Below are 20,959 nucleotides of genomic sequence, written 5' to 3'. Positions count from 1 at the left end.
AACCCACTGCTGGAGATACACCATGACCACCAAGCTGTCCGCCGCCGCCCTCGTAATGGCCCTCGGCTCGGCTCTGAGCCTGTCTGCCCTCGCCACCACCGCCCATGCCGCCGACGACATGCAGAAATGCTTCGGCATCGCCGAAGCCGGCAAGAACGACTGCGCCGCAGGCGCCGGCACTTCCTGCGCCGGCACCTCGAAAACCAAAGACCAGGCCAACGCCTGGAAACTGGTCCCAGCCGGTACGTGCCTCAAGACCCCAAGCTCCACCTCGCCAACCGGTTTCGGTCAGGAAGCGGCCTTTACCGCCAAGTCCTGAATCCAAAAAAAACCTGAGGACTGATGATGACGCTTTCACTCTCCCCCACGGTCTCACCGGCTCAGGTGCCCGGCCTCCCTCACAGGGCCGGGCTGGGACTGAAGACCGAGCACATCCAGCACGTGCTTGAGACCCGCCCCGACGTCGGTTTCTTCGAAGTGCATGCCGAAAACTACATGGTTGCCGGCGGGCCTTTTCACCACCACCTGGGCTTGGTCCGCGAGCACTACCCACTGTCACTGCATGGCGTGGGCCTCTCCATCGGCGGCGAAAGTCCACTGAACCCTCAGCACCTGGCGAGGTTGGCCAGGCTGATCGATCGCTATCAACCCCACGCATTTTCCGAACACCTGGCCTGGTCCAGCCACGGCCCGGTATTTCTCAATGACCTGCTGCCCCTGGCCTACGATGCGCAAGCGCTGGCTCGGGTATGCGAGCACATAGACCAGCTGCAAAGCACGCTCAAGCGGCCGATGCTGCTGGAGAACCCGTCGACTTATGTGCAGTTCCAGCGCTCCACCCTGGACGAAACCGACTTCATCAGCGAGATCGTTCGGCGCACCGGCTGCGGTTTGCTGCTGGACGTGAATAACGTCTACGTGTCGTGCATCAATCATCAGCGTGATGCGCTGACCTACATCGATGCCTTGCCTTTGCATGCCGTCGGCGAGGTACACCTGGCCGGCTTTGCCGAAGACACCGACAGCCTGGGCGACCGACTGCTCATCGATGATCACGGTGCGCCGGTCGATGATGCCGTGTGGCGACTCTACGAACAGGTGCTCGAACGTACGGGGCCGGTCGCCACACTGATCGAGCGCGATAACCGGGTGCCGGCCTTCAGCGTGCTGCACGCCGAGGCCCGGCAAGCCGAATGGCATCTGTCGCGGGTGATGTCATGAGTGTCCAGAGCGCGTTTGCCGATGCCCTGCTCGCGGCGCACGGTGGCTGCCCGGATGGCCTGTTCAGCAGCAACGGCGCCGACCCCGCCAGCCGCTTTGCGGTGTATCGCAACAATGTGCATGGCTCGCTGATCAATGCCTTGGCGGCCAGTTATCCGGTGACGTTGCAACTGGTGGGCGATGAGTTCTTTCGCGCCATGGCCGGCCTTTTCGTCCAGGCCAACCCGCCTGCCAGCCCGCTGATCAACGAGTACGGCAGCCGATTGGCCGATTTTATTCAGGTATTCGAACCGGCCGACAGCGTGCCTTACCTGGCGGATGTCGCACGACTGGAGCGCCTGCGGGTGCGTGCCTATCACGCAGCCGACACGCCGGCGCTGTGCCAGCAGCATATTCTTCAGCACCTTCAGGGCCAGGCCAACCTCGGGCAGTCAAGCCTGCAACTGCATCCATCGCTTGCCACCTTGCGCTCTGCCCATGCGGTGGTGGCGATATGGGCCGCGCACCAGACTGACGGCGGTCTCGCTGATTTCAACCCCTGGCCTGCGCAGAACGCATTGGTGTTGCGCCACGGGCTGGCGGTCAAGACTTTCGCCATCGACAGCGGCTCGGTGGCCTTTATCAACTGCCTGAACCAGGGCACGGGGCTGGAAATGGCGGTGGAGCATGCCTTGCAGGCCTCCTCCGAATTCGACCTGCATCGCTGCCTGACGCTGTTGATCAGGCACGACGCCATCGCTCACTTACACCTGGAACAAAAGGTATCGCCATGAACAGTTCCGCTGCCGGCCTGCTGAAACAGGCCATAGCCCTTCTCGAAAAAACCCCTTACAGCCTGATCGCTTTTATCGCCCGTTTCTCCATCGCGGCGGTGTTCTGGAAGTCGGGGCAAACCAAGGTCGAAGGCTTTACCATCGACCTGATCAATGGCACCTTCGAACTCGGCGAACCCAGACTTGCTGCCTCGACCTTGCCACTGTTTCGCAGCGAATATCATGTCCCGCTGTTGTCCCCCGAAGTCGCCGCGCACCTGGCGGCATTTGCCGAGCACTTTTTCCCGGTGCTGATCCTGCTGGGATTGGCCACGCGATTCTCGGCCCTTGCCTTGATCGGCATGACCCTGACCATTCAGTTGTTTGTCTACCCGGACGCCTACCCCACCCATGGCACCTGGATTGCGCTGTTATTACTGTTGGTGGCCAGGGGCCCGGGCCGGTTATCCATCGACCACTGGATCGCTCGGCACTACCGCTGAAGGCGATCCAGGGTTGCACCGCTGCGCTTGAACCAGTCCACCAGGTAGTCGGCCAGTACCTGGGTGCGGCGCGGCAGGCCACCTTGATAGGGATGAACCAGGTACATCGGCTGGCTGCGCGTCTGATAGTCACGCAACAGCCAGCATAATCGACCGTCAGCCAATTCCGCCGGCAGCAGGTACGACGGCAGCCGCGCGATACCGGCGCCCACCAATGCGGCCTTCTTCAACAGGTTGTAGTGGTTGGAAGCGAAGGTGCCACTCACGCGCACACGCAGAAGCTCATGCCGCTGGTGATACAGCCATTCCTCGCGGCCGCTGTAGTGACTGTTGAGCAAACAGGTGTGGCCCGCCAGATCCGCCGGGCACAGCGGTTCGCCATGCTGTTGCAGATAAGCCGGGCTGGCGCAGGTCATCTCGTGCCAGGCCAGCAGAGGCTTGACCACCAGACGCTCATTCTCGATGGCCCCCGAGCGCACGCCCAGATCGAATCCGTCCCGTGCCAGGTCTCGATAGCCGTTGTTCAGTTCCAGTTCGATCTGCACCTGGGGGTATTGCTTGGAAAACTCCAGCAACAAGCCATCGAAGAATGTTTCTCCCAATGAAACCGGAACCGTCATACGCACCGGCCCGGCCAAGTCATCCTTAAGCCGTGCCAGTGCCTGACGCGCCCGTTCCACCTGCACCACCAGCGCTTGTGCCTGGGGCAGCAACACCGCGCCCGCCGCAGTAAGGCTCAGCTTGCGAGTGGTGCGATGCAGCAGCACCACGCCGAACTGCGCTTCCAACTGGCTGATCCGCTTGGACAATTGCCCCTTGCTGCACCCCAGTTGCTCGGCCGCCAGGGTGAAACTGCCGGCTTCGATCAATACGGCGAAAGCCGCCAGATCGTCCATTTCGCTCATCGATTGTTTCCAATTGAAAACCAACGGTTGCCCATTAGCGCGTTTATCCACGGAAAAAGCCACTCTAGACTGAACCTTCATCTCACTCCTGGAGGAACAGTACGATGAAAATCCTTTTGATTGGTGCCGGCGGCACGATCGGTTCGGCAGTCAAGGCCGAGCTGGCGCAGCGTCACGACGTGATTGCCATCGGTCGTAACAGCGGCGACTTCCAAGTCGATATCAGCGACAGCGCCTCGATACGCAAGCTGTTCGAGCAGACCGGCACGTTCGACGCGCTGATCTGCGCGGCAGGCAACGTGAACTTCGTGGCGCTGGGAGAGATGAGCCAAACCGACTTCGAACTGGGCTTGCGTGACAAGCTGATGGGCCAGGTCAACCTGCTGCTGATCGGCCGCGAGTTCGCCAATGATGGCGCGTCGTTTACCTTCACCAGCGGCATCCTGAACCGTGATCCGATCCGCACAGGTGCCTCGGCGGCGCTGGTCAACGGTGCGCTGGACGCCTTCGTCAAAGCCGCAGCAATCGAACTGCCCCGGGGGTTGCGCGTCAACTCCGTGAGCCCGACGGTGCTGGTGGAAGCCATGGGCAGCTACGCCCCCTATTTCCGTGGGTTCAAACCGGTAGCAGGCGCCGAAGTGGCTTTGGCCTACGCGAAAAGTGTCGAGGGCTTGCAGACCGGTCAGACTTTTATCGTGGGCTGAGTTTCAGGGTTGTAAGAATCGCCTGAAGCTGCGCCGCACACTTGTGATGCGGCGCGAGCCTGCGTAACGTGACGGCACTTGTCTGGAGACCGAAAATGCGTGCCGCCTCGACCCTTACCCTGCTAGCCCTGTTCCCCTTGTTCGCCGCTTGCCAGATGTTCGACAGCGAGCCGGCCAGGCTGTCTACCGTCGGGCTGACCCGCATGCAGGGCGAATTGACGGCAGTTGACGGCAAGCTGCTGTTCCAACCCTGCGGCGACCAGCGCAACTACGTGGTCAACGATACCGCCGGCACCAGCATCCTGCAGGAAGCCGCCTCCCTGGCCGGCCAGCAAGGCACGTTGTTTGCCGACTTGCGCGGCAAGTTTTCCGGCGTCGCCAGCGGCACCCAGGGCTCGGTGGACCTGCAACAGTTGTATCGCGTGGAGCGCTCGACATCGGCCTGCAATGACCCGGACTTCAAGCGCATGATCCTGCGGGCAAACGGCCATAAGCCGGCCTGGGCGATGAGCGTCACGGCCAAGGGCATGGTGCTGGAACGCGAAGGCCAGCCGCCTCTGGCGGTGCCTTATGTCGAAGAGCAACTGGGTGACGGGCGCTTCAATCTGATGACCGATGCCAATCACCAGCACATCGAATTGTGGGTCGCCCCGCAGCGCTGCGTCGACAGCGTGAGCGGCAGCCTGCAGCACATGAGCGCCGAATTGCGTGTCAACGGCCAGGTACAGCGTGGTTGTGCGGCGTTCGGCGGCTCGCGAGAGGACTGATTGCAGCTTGCATCGTTTTAACCTGACGGAAAAACCCTATTGGGGCTTATAATCGCCGGTTTGCAAAACAGCCGGCCTTCTTGCCCGCCGCCTACCGGATCCTGTCATGTTACGAATCACCGAACTCAAGCTGCCCATCGACCATCCCGAAGAAGACCTGCGGCCTGCCATCGTGCAGCGCCTGGGCATCGCCAGTGATGACCTGCTCGATTTCACCCTGTTCAAGCGCAGCTATGATGCCCGCAAGAAGTCCTCGGAATTGTGCTTCATCTACACCGTCGACCTCAATGTGAAGAACGAAGCGGCCCTGCTGCTCAAGTTTGCCGATGATCGCAACGTCAATCCGGCGCCGGATGTCAGCTACCACGTGGTGGGCAAGGCACCGGATGGCCTGGTCGAACGGCCGGTGGTAGTCGGTTTCGGCCCATGCGGAATCTTCGCCGGGCTGCTGCTGGCACAGATGGGCTTCAAGCCGATCATCCTCGAACGTGGCAAGGAAGTGCGCCAACGCACCAAGGACACCTGGGGTCTGTGGCGCAAAAGCGTGCTCAACCCCGAGTCCAACGTGCAGTTCGGCGAAGGCGGCGCCGGGACCTTCTCCGACGGCAAGCTGTACAGCCAGATCAAGGACCCGAAATTCCACGGGCGCAAGGTGCTGCACGAGTTCGTCAAGGCCGGCGCGCCGGAAGAGATTCTGTATGTCAGCAAACCGCATATCGGCACGTTCCGCCTGACCGGCGTGGTGGAAAACATGCGCCAGCAGATCATCGCCCTGGGCGGTGAAGTGCGCTTCGAACAACGGGTCACCGACGTGCTGATCGAAGATGGCCAGTTGAATGGCGTGGTCATCGACGGCGGCGAGCACATCCTCTCCAGGCACGTGATCCTTGCGCTGGGCCACAGTGCCCGCGACACCTTCCGCATGCTTCACAGCCGTGGCGTGTACATGGAGGCCAAGCCGTTCTCGGTGGGTTTCCGTATCGAACATCCACAATCGTTGATCGACGCCGCACGCCTGGGCAAATACGCCGGGCACCCGAAACTCGGTGCCGCCGATTACAAGCTGGTGCATCACGCCAAAAACGGTCGCTCGGTCTATAGCTTCTGCATGTGCCCTGGCGGTACCGTGGTGGCCGCGACGTCGGAACCCAATCGCGTCGTGACCAATGGCATGAGCCAATATTCGCGCAATGAGCGCAATGCCAACTCGGGCATCGTGGTCGGCATTACGCCTGAGGTGGACTACCCGGGCGGGCCGCTCGCCGGTATCGAACTGCAGGAGCGCCTGGAGTCCCATGCCTACGTGCTCGGCGGCAGCAATTACGAAGCCCCGGCGCAGTTGGTCGGCGATTTCATCGCAGGCAAGCCGTCCACGGCTATCGGCAGCGTGGAGCCGTCCTATAAGCCGGGGGTATCCCTGGGTGACTTGGCCCTGGCCCTGCCGGACTTCGCCATCGAAGCCATCCGCGAAGCCTTGCCGGCATTCGAGAAGCAGATCAAAGGCTACTCGCTGCACGACGCGGTCTTAACCGGCATCGAGACCCGCACCTCATCGCCGCTGCGGATCACCCGTGATGAATCGATGCAGAGCCTGAATGTGAAAGGCTTGTTCCCGGCCGGTGAAGGCGCGGGTTATGCCGGGGGCATTCTGTCGGCAGGTGTCGATGGCATTCGGATTGCCGAGGCCTTGGCGCGGGACATGCTGGGCATCGAGGCCTGAGAACATGTGGGAGGGGGCTTGCCCCCGATAGCAGTGGTTCAGTTGGAGCCTCTTTGACTGACACACCGCAATCGGGGGCAAGCCCCCTCCCACATTTGGTTCGTGGTGTGTCAGATATTAGCGCGCAGGACAGTGTCGGGTAGCGCATCACCGTGTTCGACACTTGCTGCAACGGCCGCGATCAATCCTTGCAAGTCATAGCCCTGCCCCGCCAGCCACGCCTGATCGTAGTAAGTGGTGGCATAGCGCTCTCCCCCATCACATAGAATCGCCACGATCGACCCCGACTCCCCCGCCGCTTTCATCTGTTGCGCAGCCACCAGGGCACCGATCAGATTCGTCCCGCTGGACCCCCCTACCCGCCGGCCCAACCGCTCGGCCAGGTAATGCATGGCCGCCAGGGACAGCGCGTCCGGCACCTTGACCATCGCATCGATCACCGCCGGCAAAAACGAGGCCTCGACCCGTGGCCGGCCAATGCCTTCGATCCGCGAACCACAGTCCAGGCGCAGGCTGGCGTCGCCGCTCAGGTAATAATCAAAAAACACCGAACGTTCGGCATCGGCACACAGCACGCGGGTGCAATGCTGGCGATAGCGCACATAGCGTCCCAGGGTCGCGGTAGTGCCGCCGGTTCCGGGGCTGGAAATCAACCAACTCGGCTCCGGGTGTTGCTCGAAACGCAACTGTTGGAAGATCGACTCGGCGATGTTGTTGTTCGCGCGCCAGTCGGTGGCGCGCTCGGCGTAGGTGAACTGGTCCATGAAGTGGCCGCCGCGCTCCTGCGCCAGACGTTCGGACTCGGCATATATTTGCGTAGGGTCCTGCACCAGATGGCTCTTGCCGCCATAAAAGGCGATTTGGGCGATCTTCTCCTGGGAGGTGGTGGCGGGCATCACGGCAATGAACGGCAGGCCGAGCAGGCGCGCGAAATAGGCTTCGGAAATGGCCGTCGAGCCGCTGGAAGCCTCGATCACGGGTGCACCCGGCTTCAGCCAGCCGTTGCACAATGCGTACAGGAACAGCGAACGGGCCAGCCGGTGCTTCAGGCTGCCGGTCGGATGGCTGGACTCATCCTTGAAGTACAACTCGATACCCGGCAAGCCCGGCAATGGCAACGGGATCAGGTGGGTGTCGGCGCTGCGCTGGAAATCCGCTTCAATGATACGGATGGCTTCGCGGGCCCAGGGACGGTGGTCGCTCATGAGGGACTTCTCTAAGGATTTCAGCCCGATATTAGGGGGTTTCCTACACTGCACACAGATACAGTGAAGACTCAATTGGACACACAATTGCTAGGCTTAGACGCAACGCTAGCGCTGCCCTACGCTTATAACAAATAAGAATATAACTTTTGTTTTAACAACTAACGGTACGGGTTAGGGTACCCACCTATTGAACCTGGATTGGAGAGCATCCCTTGCCTCTGCGTAGCACTTTCACTCGTTTCTTCCAGCTGGAGGCCGCCAGCGGCCTGTTGCTGATCGCTGCCGCCGCCTTGGCGCTGATTATCAACAACTCACCTTTGTCGCACCTGTACGGCGCCTTTCTCGACACGCCCGTGGTGGCCCAGGTTGGCGCGCTGCAGATCGCCAAGCCCGCCTTGCTGTGGATCAATGACGGCCTGATGGCGTTGTTCTTCCTGCTGATCGGTCTTGAGGTCAAGCGCGAGCTGCTCGATGGGCACCTGTCCAAACCGTCGCAAGTGGTGCTTCCGGGTGCGGCGGCGATCGGCGGCATGGTCGTGCCCGCGCTCATCTACTGGGCGTTGAACAAGGACAACCCTGCGGCCCTCGCCGGTTGGGCGATCCCGATGGCCACGGATATCGCCTTTGCGCTGGGCGTGCTGGCACTGCTGGGTAAACGCGTGCCGGTGTCGTTGAAACTGTTCCTGATGACCCTGGCAATCATCGACGACCTGGGCGCCATCATCGTCATTGCGCTGTTCTATTCCGCCGACCTGTCCGGCGCATCCCTGGCAGGCGCAGCGGCCTGCCTGATCGCCTTGATCGCGATGAACCGCATGGGCGTGGTCAAGCTTGGGCCGTACCTGATCATCGGCCTGATCCTGTGGGTGTGCGTACTCAAGAGCGGCGTGCACGCCACGTTGGCCGGGGTGACCCTGGCGTTCTGCATTCCATTGCGCACCCGCAATGCCGAAACCTCGCCCCTGCTGACTCTGGAGCATGCCCTGCACCCATGGGTGGCCTACGCCATACTGCCGTTGTTCGCGTTTGCCAACGCTGGGGTGTCCCTCACCGGCGTCAGCCTCGAGAGCTTTACCCACCACGTGCCCATGGGCATTGCCGCCGGCCTGTTGATCGGCAAGACCATCGGTGTGTTCGGCCTGACCTGGCTGGCCATCAAGACCGGCATCGCCTCACTGCCCAGCGGCGCTAACTGGGGCCAGGTGCTGGGGGTAGCGATTCTGTGTGGTATCGGCTTTACCATGAGCCTGTTTGTCGGCTCACTGGCCTTCGTACCGGGTGTCAGCGAGTTTGCCGGCGAGGATCGCATGGGGATTCTGACCGGTTCGATATTGGCGGCCTGTATCGGTTATGCGGTGACGGCGATGGCCAGTCGCAGGAAAGCCGTCACTTCCTAGCAGGTGATCGCCAAACACCAAAAAGCCGCCTCGAACTGAATCGAGGCGGCCCCACTTCTCAGACCTTACAGGTCATCGAAGCTGTCCCGCAGGAATACCCATACGTGATAAACACGCAGGGCATTCACTACGAGGTTCCACGTACGTCGTGCAAACTTAGACATACTCGGCCCTCCAAGCGTTGGGCCTTACCTCCAGCGCACTTACCGGAACACGTGGGCCTTCGAATGCTGTCATTGCGTTCTATGAGGCGGCAGGGTTGACGGGCCCTCCGCATCAATCCGGCACGGATTACTAGCCCGTGGCGGCGGGTCCAAAACCTTGCTCATTGACCCGGCTGACTCACAGGATGACGAACGTAGAACGGCGTCGATACTAACTGAGCGGCCCACCGAAGGTGTGACCAAGCGCACGGCGAATTTTGTTATTTATTTTCAATTTCTTTCTGACAAAAAAAGTATCAGAAGCGCTAGTGCTGCTTTACAACGGCTTCTTGCCAGATACCGCAGCCGGCAGTAACATTCCGACCATGTCATTGCGTTCTGTGAGCCTGCAAGGCTAGCTTGATATGGCCTTGCGATAAAAAACCGCCCTACTAAGGCGGTTTTTTATTATGTGCAATTAGGATCTTTTAGACGGTAAGATCACGGCCCATTAAACAAAAAACCCCAACCAGTCACCCGGTTGGGGTTTTTCTTTGCCTTTCGCTGACCGCTTAGCGGGTAACGCGGCTGGTACCGTCAACCGTCATGATGCGTACACGGTCGCCAATGCGGAAAATTTCATTTTCCTGCACGGCTTGTACGTAGGAGCGCATGCTGCCGTCGTCTTCGCGAACGGTGATTTCCACGCCCTGGGTGCGGGTCAGGCCTTCTTCGGTGGCCGAACCCAGCAGGCCGCCGGCCACCGCGCCGATCACAGCGGTGACGATACTGCCACGGCCGCCGCCGATGGCGCTGCCGCCAACGCCGCCGATGACTGCACCCGCAGCGCCGCCGATTGGGGTTTTGGTGCCTTCGATTTTCACCGGACGCAGGGATTCGATGGTGCCCATGCGAACGGTCTGTACGCGACGCGCCTCGTCACGGGAGTAGGAGTCGCCGGTCAGACTCGAGGCGCAGCCACCCAACAGCAAGGACAGGGTAGTAAAGCAGGCAACTAGTAAAACAGACTTACGCATAGCATCAACTCCAAAGGACAGGTATTCATTAAACGCTGCGGCTTGGCGCCTGTCACGGCAAGCCAGGCAAAAAAGTGCTTTCATTCAGCCTGAGTACAGACTGTCGGTACCACAGGATTCGACGAGCGGTAGCTAAGCCGCACCATGCCATAGCCTGGTTGATCAGTGTAGTCGTACAGCCGAAAACGCCGAAATCTCGTACATAAAGACTTCGGCGCGCAGGACATGATTCAGATGAGATGACGAAAGGCGACGCTCAAGGCGCAAGACGCTCGCGCGTCCATTGGCCCGCTTGCAGCCGATAGTTGAGGCGATCATGCAGTCGGCTGGCGCGGCCTTGCCAGAACTCGATGCGCTCCGGCAACAAACGATAGCCTCCCCAATGCTCGGGGCAATCGGGTTGGGTGTCGCTGAAACGTTGTTCAGTCGCCTTGAGCAGTTGCTGCAGTTCTTCGCGATCACCAATGACCTTGCTCTGCGGCGATGCCCACGCACCCAGGCGGCTGCCCAGGGGGCGTACCTGATAATAAGCATCCGACTCTTCAGGCGTGACCTTGACCACCCGCCCTTCAATACGCACCTGGCGCTCGAGGGTCGGCCAGAAAAAGGTCATGGCCGCGAACGGGCGCGCCGCCAGTTGCTCACCCTTGGCGCTCTGATAGTTGGTAAAGAAGGTAAAGCCCTGTGCATCCAGGCCCTTGAGCAACAGGATGCGACAGTGCGGCCGACCGTCCTGGTCAACCGTCGCCAGGGTCATGGCATTGGCCTCCACCGGTGCCTGCTCGGTTTTCACCGCATCGGCGAACCACTGGTGGAACAAGGCAAACGGTTCGTCCGGGGCCTGGGCCTCGCTCAAACCGTCCCGTGTGTAGTCACGGCGCATATCGGCCAGTGCCTGGGTCATGCGGCTTTATCCTTGTGGTTCAACGGATCAGTTTTTCGCCTGGTCGTTACTCGCCGGTGCAGCAGCCTTGGCTTTGGTCGCAGCCGGTTTCTTCGCAGCCGGCTTGGCCGGGGCCTTTTTAGCGGCTGACTTGGCAGCCGGCTTGGCGGCGGCTTTCTTGGCCGGCGCTTTCTTGGCCGGGGCTTTTGCCGCCGGGGCCGGTGCGGGAACATCCTGCACGGCGACCATTTCAGCCACAGGCGGAGTCTTGCCCGAGTTGTACTGGCTCAGCAGCGCCAACATAGTTGTACGCTGAGTGAACATGATTTCCATGCGACGATTCAGCGCACGGCCCTGGGAACTGTCATTGGCGGCGCGCGGCATCAGGTCGCCCATGCCCCGCAGCATCAGGCGGTCCTGCTTCAAACCGCTGAGGCTGAAAATCGAGGCAATCGACTGCGCGCGTTCCTTGCTCAGCGCCTGGCTGGCCGGAGCGCTGCCGGTGGCATCAACGTGGCCCAGAACCAGTACGGCGGTCTTTGGATCGGCTTCAACGGCCTTGGCGACGCGCGTGAACGGGCCCAGGGTCACCGGCAGCAGCATCGCCGGGCGTTTCGGGTTGTAAGAGCCGTCTACCGGGGCAATGACCACCAGTACGTTGTCGCGACGTTCCAATTGCAGGTTGCTGTCCTTGATCGCAGCGCGCAGGCGCGGCTCGTAATCGTCCAGCCAGGCCTGGGTGATTTTCGGATCGGGCATCTGCACGTTGGTCACATCGACCTTGGCCAGTGGCTTGGGCTTGGTATCGAACGGCCACCACCAGTGGGCTTCGGTGTCGGTCTTGGCCACGGGAGCCGGGGTGGCGGCCTGGAGGTCGGCTTTCAGGTCGGCCTTGGCCTCGGCGGCCTTGTCGTCGGCGCTCTTGGCGGAGAATGGCCACCAGTTGAAGCCAGTGTCGCTCTTGGCTGCCGGAGCAGGCGCTGCGGCGACAGGCGCGACAGGCTTGGCATCGGCAGCGGGCTTGGCGTCAGCAACAGGCTTGGCATCCGGCTTGGCGTCGGTCTGGGTCACTGCGTCCTTGGTAGCAACCTTATCTGATCCAAATGACCACCAGTGCCCACCTTCGGCATCATTTTGTGGAGTTTGTGCACAGCCGGTAATAGTGAGGCACAGCGCCAGTGCCAAGGACTTGTTCGATAACATGAGATATCCACAAAATGAGAAAAAACCAAGGGGCCACATGCCCCGTTAACCAGACGCTTAAAGAACATTGAAGTTACATCATTGCGTTCAGCGTCTTCTTATACGTGCCTTTGTAACAAAAAATTGTGAAACAGCAAGGGGTTTATAGACAACCGGCCAATATTCCGACCAACTTCTGAGCCCGTGGGTCCATAAGTACATAGGGCCCCAGGGTATTAGTCACAAAACCGAAGGCTACATCATGCTCAGGGTCGGCAAACCCTACCGAGCCCCCTGCCCCCGGATGCCCAAATGCGCGCGGACCAAGGCCGAACGTAGCATTGGGCAACTCCGGTTGATCCAACATGCAACCCAGGCCGAAACGGGTTTGGGTCAATAAGGTTTTATCCGGCCCGATACTGTGCTCGCGGGTCAATTGTTCGAGCATGTCGCTTTCCAGCAAACTACCGTCCAATAAACCACTATAAAAGCCGGCCAGGCTGCGTGCATTACCGTGACCATTTGCCGCGGGTTGCTGCATACGCCGCCATTCGGGTTTATTAGTGCTGGTCAGAATAGACGGCGGATTGGCAAATGCACTTGTAGTCATTGCCGTGGGTTCACGCATCATTACTTGAAGTAACCGTTGTGCCGCAGCATCGCCCATATTGCCCTTGCTGCGGGCTATATGGGCGACACGGTAAAACTCTTCGTCCGCCAGGCCCACGTGAAAATCCAGTCCCAACGGCCGCGCCACCCGCGCCACGATAGACTCCCCGGGCCCGCGACCATCGGCACGGCGCAACAGTTCACCGACCAGCCAGCCATAGGTGATCGCCTCGTAGCCATGGCCCTGGCCAGGTGTCCACCACGGCGCTTCGGCCGCCAGGGTATCGACCATCAGTTGCCAGTCGTACAGGGCTTCGATGGGCAGCATCTCGCGGATCGCCGGCAGCCCGGCCTGATGGCAGAGCAACTGGCGCAAGGTAATGGACGCTTTGCCCGCTGCGGCAAATTCCGGCCAGTAATCGGCCACGGGCGCATCCAGCTTCAGCTTGCCTTCGGCAACCAGCTGCAGGGCGGTGACGGCAGTGAAGGTCTTGGTGCAGGAGAACAGATTGACGATCGTGTCACTGTGCCAGGCCTCGGCGCCGTCCTTATCGGCGGTGCCGGCCCACAGGTCGACAACCGTCTCGCCGCCGACCTGGATGCAAAGCCCGGCACCGCGCTCCTGAGGGTCATCGAACAATGCGGCAAACGCTTCACGTACCGCTTCGAACTGGAGCGCGTAATGACCCTGAATCTGCACCGGAGCGACCTCGAGAAAACCGCATGAAAAGTGGCCGACATTGTTCCAGTCATTGAGGGATTTGTGAACCCGTCAACGGCGAATCAATGCCCATTTCCGGAGTGCCCGCCAGCATGCCCGGCGCCCTGGCCAGCACCTTTGCCGGCCTGACCCGAGCGGCCGCCTTCACTCTCACGGGACGCACCGGCGGCCCTGGCTTTTTCAGCCTCCTTACCCAGTTGGTCGACCGCCGCGAGATTGCTTTTACGCACGCTCTCGACAAAACCCTGAAAGGGCACGTCAGTGATGCCAACCAGGCCGAAATGGCCGTTTTCACCGTCCAGCAGGCGTCCGGTCACGGGCTGGTCCAGGTACTGGAACCAGTGCACGCCGACAATCGAAGGCTCCGCCATGGCTTGCTTGAGGAAGGCGGCATAGGCCGCGCCCCGCTCTTCTTCACGGGCCAACTGCGTCACGCCGCCCCAGAATGGGCCACGGTCGCTCGAGCCAAAGTTGAACTCGGTGATCAATACCGGTTTGTCGAGTGCGCGCAGGGCGGCGAAGTCATAACCGTCCTGGGGCTTGAGGGTATACATATTGAAGCTCAGCACATCGCAATACTGTGCACAGGACGCCACGGCTTCAGGGGTGCTCACGGCGTAACGCCCGCCCAGCAGCAGTTGGTTGGGCGCGTGCCATTTCAGCGAGTCGGAGATGGTCTTGAAGTAGGCATCGGCGAAGGTCTTCTGGAAATACTTGAAGTCGGCCTCGATTTCCGGGTGTTCCGGGCTGGGCATCGGCGGCTCGAAGCCGGGGTCTTCCATCAGCTCCCAGCCGGCCAGGTGGATGCCCCAGGCTTTCGACAGACCGTCCTCATTGCGGTACTTGTCGCGCAGTTGCTTGAGGAAGGCACGCTTGGCCGGCACGTCGGTGGTCATGCGCAGGGTGCCGTAGGCCAGGGCATAGCGCGATTTTGCATCGTCGCCAGGGCCGGCCCAGGCCAGTTCGTTGTCGGCGAAGAAGCCGATCAGCCACGGGTCGTCGCGATGATCGCGAGCGGCAATGGCCACGGCGCGCTCAGTGGCCATGGCGAAGCGTGGGTCGAACGGGTCGGGCATGCCGCCCCACCAGTCGGTGCCGGTGCTGATGCTGGCGTAGTCACCCACAATCGACAGCGGCAAGGTGTAAGGCACACGGTCAGCCGTGGCCAGGTCCGGATCGCTCCAGTTGCCCACGGTGTTGAAGCCCCAGGCTTGCAGGCGGTCGAGGGTATGGGTCACCCAGCGCTTCTGATCGAAGCCGTCACCGCCATAGGTGCGCTGCAGGTTGGCGCCATAAAAATCATACCAGCGTCCCGAACCGAAACCGCGACCTTCGCCCGCGCCGTTGCCGGTACGGTTGTCGCCACTGCCGTAATACTTGTCGAAGGGCTCACCGGCCTTGGGCAGCGCCGCAAACATCCACTCTCGTCCCGCCACATAGGTCTGGCTGTTGTCCGCAGCCACGGTGTTGACCCCCAGCGAGTAGAACGGATGGCCTTGCGGCGTGACCAAGTACCAGCGACCGTCGCGCTTTTCAGTGCGGAAGAAGCCGCTGGCGTCGAACGCCGGGCCTTTGTTCCAGCCGCCGTACTGATCCAGGGCGGATTTGTCACGCTCGGCGAGCCACCCCTTCAGTTGTTGCTGCTCCTTGGCGGCTGCGGCCTTGAGCTGCTCGTCGCTGCTGACTTTTTCCGGCCAGCGCGCGCGGGTGGACTGACCGTAAGCGTCCACCAGTTCGCTGTAGGCGGCCTTCATCACCGGCTCGCTGTCCTGCACGCCAAAGCGCTCCAGCAGGATGCTTTGGGCGGCATCGGGTTTGATCATCGACAGCGTCACCGACACCACCTGGCTGCGGTCAACTTCCCCGGTGCTGGCGGCCAGCAACACACGCTGACCGTCCACGGTCATCGGCATCGGCGGGCCGGCCTTCATGCCCTGGCTCAGCGGCGAGTTGGCTTGCAGTGGCACCAGCAAGGTCTGGGCCGGGCCGGCCGGCAGGTCGACGCGACTGACCAGGGTCTTGCCGTCGGCACTTTGTACTTTCACGTAGAGGGTCAACGCCCAATTCATGGCGCTCTGGATACGCAGGCTCATGGCGCCCGATTGCGACCAGTCCCACACGCCGGTTTGCGGGCTGAGCACCAGGCTCGGCTCGGCCGCCGGGCTGAAGGTGATGCGGCGCAGCACTTCGCCCTCCGGGGTTTGTTCGGCGTTGTATTGCGGCAGGCTGGCGTCCTGGGTCGCCACCTTGACCACATCGGCGGGCCGGACGAAGTTGAACAGCGTTTGTTGCCCGGCCGGCGCGGCCATCAAGGGCGCGGCGAACAGCAGGGCAAAAAGAGCGGGCAGCGTGCGAATCATACGAACAAGGTTCTCCCAGACGGCCGATGAATGGCCTGATGACATACATGAGATAGACCACGAAGTGGGCGAGTTCGCCCACGGTGGCTTAAGAAATTTCGCGCCTGAACGGCGGCAAGGCATTCAGGATTGCCTTGCCATAGCGCTGGGTGACCAGGCGGCGATCGAGCAACGTGATGGTGCCCCGGTCCTGCTCGGTGCGCAGCAAGCGCCCGCAGGCCTGCACCAGCTTGAGCGACGCATCGGGTACCGAAATTTCCATGAACGGGTTGCCGCCGCGGGCTTCGATCCATTCGGCCAGCGCCGCTTCGACCGGATCATCCGGCACCGAGAACGGGATCTTGGCGATGACTACATGCTCGCAGTAGGCGCCGGGCAAGTCCACGCCCTCGGCAAAGCTCGCCAGGCCGAACAGCACGCTGGAATCACCACCATCGACCCGCGCCTTGTGTTTGTTCAAGGTTTCCTGCTTGGACAGGTTGCCCTGGATGAACACCTGCTTACGCCAGTCGCGGTCAAGGCCGTCAAACACATCCTGCATCTGTTTACGCGACGAAAACAGCACCAGGGTGCCTCGCGAGCCTTCCACCAGCTCGGGCAGGTCGCGGATGATCGCCGCCGTGTGTGCCGCCGCGTCCCGTGGGTCGGCCTTGAGGTCGGGCACCCGCAGGACGCCGGCGTCGGCGTGATGAAACGGGCTTGGCACCACTGCAGTGACGGCCTTTTTCGGCAGGCCGGCGCGCATGCGGAAGCGGTCGAAGGTGCCCAGCGCCGTCAGCGTGGCCGAGGTCACCAGGCAGCCGTAGGCCACGTTCCACAGGTTGCGGCGCAGCATCTCGGCGGCGAGGATCGGGCTGGCATTGACCTCGATATCGAATAGCGCACCGCTTTCGGCCAGGGTCAACCAGCGCGCCATGGGCGGGTTGTCTTCCGGGTCTTCAACGGTGAAGGCGGTCCACAACTCCCAGTTGCCCTGGGCGCGGGACAGCAGGCTGCCGAACAGCGGGTACCATTCTTCGGCCTGGTTACTGGCGATGCCGATATTGACCTCGCCATCCATGCCTTCCTTGAGCAAGTCGGTGAGACGGGTGAACAGGTCGGTCAGGCGGGAAAAGCCCTTCTTCAGTTCAATGCCCATTTCGCGCATATGCTCGGGAATCATCCCACCGACAAAACGGTGACGCGGCCGCTCACGGCCTTCCACGTCTTCGCCGGGCTTGAAGTCGGCCACCTGCTCGCAGGCGCTGAACATGAACTGCTGCTGGGTCTTGATCTCCCGCGCCAGCTCAGGCACCTGTTCGATCAGCTTGCCCAGGTCGCCGGGCAGCGGATGCTGGGCCAGCAGCTTTGTGAGGTTCTTGGCGGTGGTTTCCAGCCAGTCGGCGGTAGAGCGCAGGCGCGTGTAGTGGGCGAAGTGGCCGATGGCCTTGTCCGGCAGGTGATGGCCTTCGTCGAACACGTACAAGGTATCGCGCGGGTCCGGCAGTACGGCGCCGCCGCCCAGGGCCAGGTCGGCCAGCACCATGTCGTGGTTGGTGACGATCACGTCAACCTTGCCCATGCCTTCGCGGGCCTTGTAGAAGGCGCACTGACCGAAGTTGGGGCAATGGCGATTGGTGCATTGACTGTGGTCGGTGGTCAGGCGCGCCCAGTCGGCGTCTTCCAGGGCGGTGGGCCAGCTGTCGCGGTCGCCGTCCCATTTGTTACCGGCGAGTTTCTCGATCATGCTGGTAAACAATTTCTGGCTGACTTCGTCGACTTCGATCTTGAAGCCTTCTTCTTCGAACAGCGAGGCCGTGGCAGTCTGCGCGTGGCCTTCCTGCAGCAGCACGTCAAGCTTGGACAGGCACATGTAACGACCACGGCCCTTGGCCAGCGCGAACGTGAAGTTCAGCCCGCTGTTGCGCATCAGGTCCGGCAGGTCCTTGTAGACGATCTGTTCCTGCAGGGCGACGGTAGCGGTGGCAATCACCAGGCGCTTGCCGGCGGCCTTGGCAGTGGGAATCGCCGCCAGGCTGTAGGCCACAGTCTTGCCGGTACCGGTGCCGGCTTCGACGGCCACGACCGCAGGGTCGCCGCTGCGCCGCCCTTCGTCGTCGGTGTCGATATCCCCGAGGACCTTGGCCACTTCGGCGATCATCAGGCGTTGGCCGTAACGCGGTTTCAAGCTCTTGGCTTCGAGAAAACGCGAGTAGGCGCCCTGGATCGTGGTTTTGAGTTCAGTGCTGATCATGGATAGTCGGGCGCAAAAAACGCTGGATAAATTTTCAGTGGTTCGGATCGGCCGCTATCATACCCCGCTAATTAATCCCGCGCAGAACGGAGTACCACAATGACCGCGTTTAGCCTCGCTTACACCCTGCATGTATTGGCCGCCCTGATCTGGGTCGGCGGCATGTTTTTCGCCTGGATGATCCTGCGCCCCGCCGCCATGGCGGCCCTTGAGGGCCCTGCCCGGCTCAAGTTGTGGGCAAATGTGTTTCAACGTTTTTTTGTATGGGTGTGGGTGGCGGTGCTGATTTTGCCGATCAGCGGCGTAGGCCTGCTGCACCTGCGCTTCAACGGTTTTGAAACGGCGCCGCGCTATGTGCAGGTGATGATGGGTTTGTATCTGGTGATGACGGCGCTGTTTATTCGCATCCAGGCGTTGAAGTTTCCGGCGTTGAAGGCGGCGGTGGCGGCTGAGGATTGGCCCGCGGGCGCGGCTGCATTGGGGCAGATTCGCAAGCTGGTGGGGATTAACTTGATTGTCGGGTTGGTGGTAGTGGCGATTGCTTCGGCTAGGCCGATGTTGTAAGGCGACTCTTACATCGCCATCGGGGGCAAGCCCCCTCCCACCTTTGATCGCATTCCAATGTGGGAGGGGCGGTGCGACGATTCGACTTGCCCCCGATGGCGTCAGGCCAGGCGACTCAGAGCCGCTGGATAGTCACTGTTCCAGCAGGCCCCGCCGGCCCCGGTTGCCCTTCCAACCCCGAGCGGCCTTTTTCACCGCCATCGGCGCGGTACACCAGGCAGCCCTTGGACTGACCGCCCTTGCCGGGTTTACCCGCGACACCGGCCAAGCCCCCAGGCCCGCCGTCCACCAAGACCTTGATCTGATCAGCCGGGAAACTCTGCGGCAACTCCACGCGCACTAGCGCACCCGACGCACCCGGCAACCCATCGCCGCCGTTATCGCCATTGAACCCACGCCCGGCAGAACCCCAGGTGCACCCCGGATCGACGCCATTGGCGCCATCCAGGCCGGCATAACCCTGGGCACCGGCGCCACCGCGGGCATCCACCGACAGTGCTTCTGCAGTCAGCGACTCGATACGCAAGGTCAAGTCGCGCCCCGGCTTGGCTGGTCTTTCATGGGTGCCGGGCGCGCCGCGAGAGGTGATCTGGCTGCCCTGATCCAGTTGAGCCTGGCGCACCTGCAACTGCAGCGCGGTAGTGCCGGGGACGATGGCGATACGTGCTTCACGCCCCAGATGCAGTTCCTCCACCGCGATCTGACTGATGGTGGCGGGAATCAACAGGGTGCCGTAGTCCGCCACGTCCAGTCGCTCGAGCTGCAACACGCTGGTACTGCTGGGCAGGCGCATCAACGAATGGGTTTCGACGCTGACACTCTGGGCCAGGGCAATGGGGCTGACCAACAGGGCCAGCAGAAAAACCTTACGCATCATGGGGCTCCCGAGTGTTTCCGAATTTTTCTTTGGACGCACAGTAACGACTTCTACAGGCGATTTGCCAGTGAAGGATCAAAAAACTTCAGAAGGCCCGGCTCAGGCACCGGCGCTATCGGCACTGATGCGCTAGGCCAGCACGCCCAGCCGCGCTAGTCTCTAGGGTCCTGATGTGAGGATCTTAAATGACCGCTGGATTTTCTTCCCGTACACCCCAGCAAGCGCTGGCCGCGTTGCTGGACCTGCACGCCCCCAAACGCCTGTTGCTGTTGGGCGCCAGCCAGTTTCCCGCACTGGATGCGTTTAAAACGGCGCATCCCGATATGCGTGTCAGCGTTGCCCCACCCGGACCGCTGCCCGCCGAACTGGCGGCGCAGCGTTTTGACCTGGCGCTGGTGGTCGATTGCCTTGAACACCTGCCCAAATCCCAGGGTCTGACGTTGCTGGGCGGCATTCGCAACCTCAATGCCAGCCGCATCGCGGTGCTGGTGGACCTGGGCGCCTGCGACTGGCAGGACACCGATTTTTTCTCCCTGGCCCTGCAGGCCGGTGAGCGTTTCCAGCGCGATGAGCAGGTGCTGACGCTGTTTACCTATGATCTGCTTGACTATAAACAAGTACCCGACTGGCTCAACGCCCGTTTCTGGGCCAACCCGGAAAATTTTGGCAAGTATTGGTGGTAACACAATGAGTACATCCATTTGCCCCTGCGGCAGTGGCAATCTGCTGGATGCCTGCTGCGGCCATTACCACGCCGGCCACCCCGCGCCGTGTGCCAGCGCATTGATGCGCTCGCGCTACAGCGCCTATGTGCTGGGCCTGGTCGACTATCTGGTGGCAACCACCTTGCCGGCGCAGCAGGCCGGCCTGGACCGCGAGGCCATTACCGCCTGGAGTGCGCAGAGCACCTGGCTTGGGCTGGAGGTGGAAAATTCCGAGGTCTTCGGCGGCCAACCGGAACATGCCTTCGTGACCTTCACGGCGCGCTGGCACGACAGCAGTGGTGAACATAGCCACCGCGAGCGCTCTTCTTTCGTACAGAATGAGGGGCGCTGGTACTTCATCGACCCGACGGTGGATGTGAAGGCCGGGCGCAATGACCCATGCCTGTGCGGCAGCGGGCAGAAGTTCAAGAAGTGCTGTTCCAGCTATTTTTAACGACCTGACAGGGAT

The 20,959-nt window shown here is 61.5% G+C and carries 20 protein-coding genes; 11 read left to right on the top strand and 9 right to left on the bottom strand.

Annotated features, from left to right (window positions below; translation table 11 throughout):
- Positions 1-22 precede the first annotated feature (22 nt).
- Genes BOP93_RS06620 through BOP93_RS06605 form a run of 4 tightly spaced genes read left to right on the top strand, consistent with a single transcriptional unit; the run spans position 23 to position 2,476 of the window.
- Positions 23-319, top strand: coding sequence for a BufA1 family periplasmic bufferin-type metallophore (locus BOP93_RS06620; RefSeq protein ID WP_104501984.1), 297 nt, complete (start codon positions 23-25; stop codon positions 317-319).
- A 23-nt stretch (positions 320-342) separates the two neighbouring features.
- Positions 343-1,221, top strand: a complete 879-nt coding sequence (gene bufB / locus BOP93_RS06615; RefSeq protein ID WP_104501983.1) for an MNIO family bufferin maturase — start codon at positions 343-345, stop codon at positions 1,219-1,221.
- Positions 1,218-1,994 carry an HvfC/BufC N-terminal domain-containing protein gene (locus BOP93_RS06610; RefSeq protein ID WP_104501982.1) on the top strand — a complete coding sequence of 259 codons (777 nt, stop codon included), beginning with the start codon at positions 1,218-1,220 and terminating at the stop codon, positions 1,992-1,994. Before bufB ends, BOP93_RS06610 begins: the two co-directional genes overlap by 4 nt.
- The gene (locus tag BOP93_RS06605; RefSeq protein WP_104501981.1) at positions 1,991-2,476 is read left to right on the top strand and encodes a DoxX family protein; all 486 of its coding nucleotides are present in this window, start codon (positions 1,991-1,993) and stop codon (positions 2,474-2,476) included. Before BOP93_RS06610 ends, BOP93_RS06605 begins: the two co-directional genes overlap by 4 nt.
- On the opposite strand, the gene BOP93_RS06600 is transcribed toward BOP93_RS06605, so the two are convergent.
- On the bottom strand, positions 2,467-3,381 hold the full coding sequence (locus BOP93_RS06600; protein WP_104501980.1) for a LysR family transcriptional regulator: 915 nt from the start codon (positions 3,379-3,381) through the stop codon (positions 2,467-2,469). The two genes, BOP93_RS06605 and BOP93_RS06600, sit on opposite strands and share 10 nt — an antisense overlap.
- A gap of 104 nt (positions 3,382-3,485) precedes the next feature.
- On the opposite strand from BOP93_RS06600, the gene BOP93_RS06595 reads away from it, so the two are divergent.
- The 3 genes from BOP93_RS06595 to BOP93_RS06585 all read left to right on the top strand — a co-directional run bounded on the left by BOP93_RS06595 (position 3,486) and on the right by BOP93_RS06585 (position 6,572).
- Entirely contained in the window at positions 3,486-4,085 is a 600-nt protein-coding gene (locus tag BOP93_RS06595) for a short chain dehydrogenase (RefSeq protein ID WP_104501979.1), read from the top strand.
- 95 nt (positions 4,086-4,180) lie between these two features.
- On the top strand, positions 4,181-4,852 hold the full coding sequence (locus tag BOP93_RS06590) for a COG3650 family protein (protein ID WP_104501978.1): 672 nt from the start codon (positions 4,181-4,183) through the stop codon (positions 4,850-4,852).
- A gap of 106 nt (positions 4,853-4,958) precedes the next feature.
- Positions 4,959-6,572: an NAD(P)/FAD-dependent oxidoreductase gene (locus BOP93_RS06585; protein WP_104501977.1), complete on the top strand. Its 1,614-nt coding sequence runs from the start codon at positions 4,959-4,961 to the stop codon at positions 6,570-6,572.
- Positions 6,573-6,682: 110 nt separating this feature from the next.
- Here the strand turns inward: BOP93_RS06585 and BOP93_RS06580 are convergent, their stop codons facing one another.
- Positions 6,683-7,777 (bottom strand): PLP-dependent cysteine synthase family protein, encoded by a 1,095-nt coding sequence (locus tag BOP93_RS06580; protein ID WP_104501976.1) that lies wholly within the window; start codon positions 7,775-7,777, stop codon positions 6,683-6,685.
- A 215-nt stretch (positions 7,778-7,992) separates the two neighbouring features.
- Between BOP93_RS06580 and nhaA the strand changes: the two genes are divergently transcribed.
- Complete coding sequence (gene nhaA, locus BOP93_RS06575; RefSeq protein ID WP_104501975.1) at positions 7,993-9,177, top strand: Na+/H+ antiporter NhaA; 1,185 nt, start codon at positions 7,993-7,995, stop codon at positions 9,175-9,177.
- A gap of 715 nt (positions 9,178-9,892) precedes the next feature.
- Here the strand turns inward: nhaA and BOP93_RS06570 are convergent.
- From BOP93_RS06570 to dinG, 6 genes are all read right to left on the bottom strand, one after another.
- Entirely contained in the window at positions 9,893-10,357 is a 465-nt protein-coding gene (locus tag BOP93_RS06570) for a glycine zipper 2TM domain-containing protein (protein ID WP_065886131.1), read from the bottom strand.
- Between the two features lie 256 nt (positions 10,358-10,613).
- The gene (gene pdxH, locus BOP93_RS06565; RefSeq protein WP_065897010.1) at positions 10,614-11,261 is read right to left on the bottom strand and encodes a pyridoxamine 5'-phosphate oxidase; all 648 of its coding nucleotides are present in this window, start codon (positions 11,259-11,261) and stop codon (positions 10,614-10,616) included.
- 27 nt (positions 11,262-11,288) lie between these two features.
- The gene (locus BOP93_RS06560) at positions 11,289-12,443 is read right to left on the bottom strand and encodes an OmpA family protein (protein WP_104501974.1); all 1,155 of its coding nucleotides are present in this window, start codon (positions 12,441-12,443) and stop codon (positions 11,289-11,291) included.
- Positions 12,444-12,585: 142 nt separating this feature from the next.
- The gene (locus tag BOP93_RS06555; protein ID WP_104501973.1) at positions 12,586-13,731 is read right to left on the bottom strand and encodes a serine hydrolase domain-containing protein; all 1,146 of its coding nucleotides are present in this window, start codon (positions 13,729-13,731) and stop codon (positions 12,586-12,588) included.
- An 83-nt stretch (positions 13,732-13,814) separates the two neighbouring features.
- A complete protein-coding gene (locus BOP93_RS06550) occupies positions 13,815-16,112 on the bottom strand; it encodes a beta-galactosidase (RefSeq protein ID WP_104501972.1) in 2,298 nt (765 codons plus the stop codon).
- Between the two features lie 88 nt (positions 16,113-16,200).
- Positions 16,201-18,345, bottom strand: coding sequence for an ATP-dependent DNA helicase DinG (gene dinG / locus BOP93_RS06545; RefSeq protein WP_104501971.1), 2,145 nt, complete (start codon positions 18,343-18,345; stop codon positions 16,201-16,203).
- A gap of 99 nt (positions 18,346-18,444) precedes the next feature.
- On the opposite strand from dinG, the gene BOP93_RS06540 reads away from it, so the two are divergent.
- Complete coding sequence (locus BOP93_RS06540) at positions 18,445-18,909, top strand: CopD family protein (protein WP_104501970.1); 465 nt, start codon at positions 18,445-18,447, stop codon at positions 18,907-18,909.
- A gap of 115 nt (positions 18,910-19,024) precedes the next feature.
- Here BOP93_RS06540 and BOP93_RS06535 read toward each other — a convergent pair whose 3' ends face one another.
- On the bottom strand, positions 19,025-19,783 hold the full coding sequence (locus BOP93_RS06535) for a collagen-like triple helix repeat-containing protein (RefSeq protein ID WP_065886455.1): 759 nt from the start codon (positions 19,781-19,783) through the stop codon (positions 19,025-19,027).
- Positions 19,784-19,971: 188 nt separating this feature from the next.
- Here BOP93_RS06535 and BOP93_RS06530 point away from each other — a divergent pair, with 188 nt between their 5' ends.
- Both BOP93_RS06530 and BOP93_RS06525 read left to right on the top strand, forming a co-directional pair.
- A complete protein-coding gene (locus tag BOP93_RS06530) occupies positions 19,972-20,469 on the top strand; it encodes a DUF6231 family protein (protein WP_104501969.1) in 498 nt (165 codons plus the stop codon).
- Positions 20,470-20,473: 4 nt separating this feature from the next.
- Positions 20,474-20,944, top strand: coding sequence for a YchJ family protein (locus BOP93_RS06525; RefSeq protein ID WP_104501968.1), 471 nt, complete (start codon positions 20,474-20,476; stop codon positions 20,942-20,944).
- Positions 20,945-20,959: the final 15 nt, after the last annotated feature.

The sequence above is a fragment of the Pseudomonas orientalis genome (genome assembly GCF_002934065.1).
Classification (GTDB): Bacteria; Pseudomonadota; Gammaproteobacteria; order Pseudomonadales; family Pseudomonadaceae; genus Aquipseudomonas; species Aquipseudomonas orientalis_A.
Note: the sequence above shows the minus strand (reverse complement) of the source record. Positions and strands in the feature narration are given on the sequence as shown.

Coding starts and splice junctions, on each gene's coding strand:
- BOP93_RS06595 (WP_104501979.1), top strand. CDS start 3,486: ATGAAAATCCTTTTGATTGGTGCCGGCGGCACGATCGGTTCGGCAGTC.
- BOP93_RS06530 (WP_104501969.1), top strand. CDS start 19,972: ATGACCGCTGGATTTTCTTCCCGTACACCCCAGCAAGCGCTGGCCGCG.
- BOP93_RS06570 (WP_065886131.1), bottom strand. CDS start 10,357: ATGCGTAAGTCTGTTTTACTAGTTGCCTGCTTTACTACCCTGTCCTTG.
- BOP93_RS06560 (WP_104501974.1), bottom strand. CDS start 12,443: ATGTTATCGAACAAGTCCTTGGCACTGGCGCTGTGCCTCACTATTACC.
- BOP93_RS06620 (WP_104501984.1), top strand. CDS start 23: ATGACCACCAAGCTGTCCGCCGCCGCCCTCGTAATGGCCCTCGGCTCG.
- BOP93_RS06525 (WP_104501968.1), top strand. CDS start 20,474: ATGAGTACATCCATTTGCCCCTGCGGCAGTGGCAATCTGCTGGATGCC.
- BOP93_RS06540 (WP_104501970.1), top strand. CDS start 18,445: ATGACCGCGTTTAGCCTCGCTTACACCCTGCATGTATTGGCCGCCCTG.
- BOP93_RS06585 (WP_104501977.1), top strand. CDS start 4,959: ATGTTACGAATCACCGAACTCAAGCTGCCCATCGACCATCCCGAAGAA.
- BOP93_RS06550 (WP_104501972.1), bottom strand. CDS start 16,112: ATGATTCGCACGCTGCCCGCTCTTTTTGCCCTGCTGTTCGCCGCGCCC.
- BOP93_RS06605 (WP_104501981.1), top strand. CDS start 1,991: ATGAACAGTTCCGCTGCCGGCCTGCTGAAACAGGCCATAGCCCTTCTC.
- bufB (WP_104501983.1), top strand. CDS start 343: ATGATGACGCTTTCACTCTCCCCCACGGTCTCACCGGCTCAGGTGCCC.
- BOP93_RS06610 (WP_104501982.1), top strand. CDS start 1,218: ATGAGTGTCCAGAGCGCGTTTGCCGATGCCCTGCTCGCGGCGCACGGT.
- pdxH (WP_065897010.1), bottom strand. CDS start 11,261: ATGACCCAGGCACTGGCCGATATGCGCCGTGACTACACACGGGACGGT.
- BOP93_RS06580 (WP_104501976.1), bottom strand. CDS start 7,777: ATGAGCGACCACCGTCCCTGGGCCCGCGAAGCCATCCGTATCATTGAA.
- BOP93_RS06600 (WP_104501980.1), bottom strand. CDS start 3,381: ATGAGCGAAATGGACGATCTGGCGGCTTTCGCCGTATTGATCGAAGCC.
- dinG (WP_104501971.1), bottom strand. CDS start 18,345: ATGATCAGCACTGAACTCAAAACCACGATCCAGGGCGCCTACTCGCGT.
- BOP93_RS06590 (WP_104501978.1), top strand. CDS start 4,181: ATGCGTGCCGCCTCGACCCTTACCCTGCTAGCCCTGTTCCCCTTGTTC.
- BOP93_RS06535 (WP_065886455.1), bottom strand. CDS start 19,783: ATGCGTAAGGTTTTTCTGCTGGCCCTGTTGGTCAGCCCCATTGCCCTG.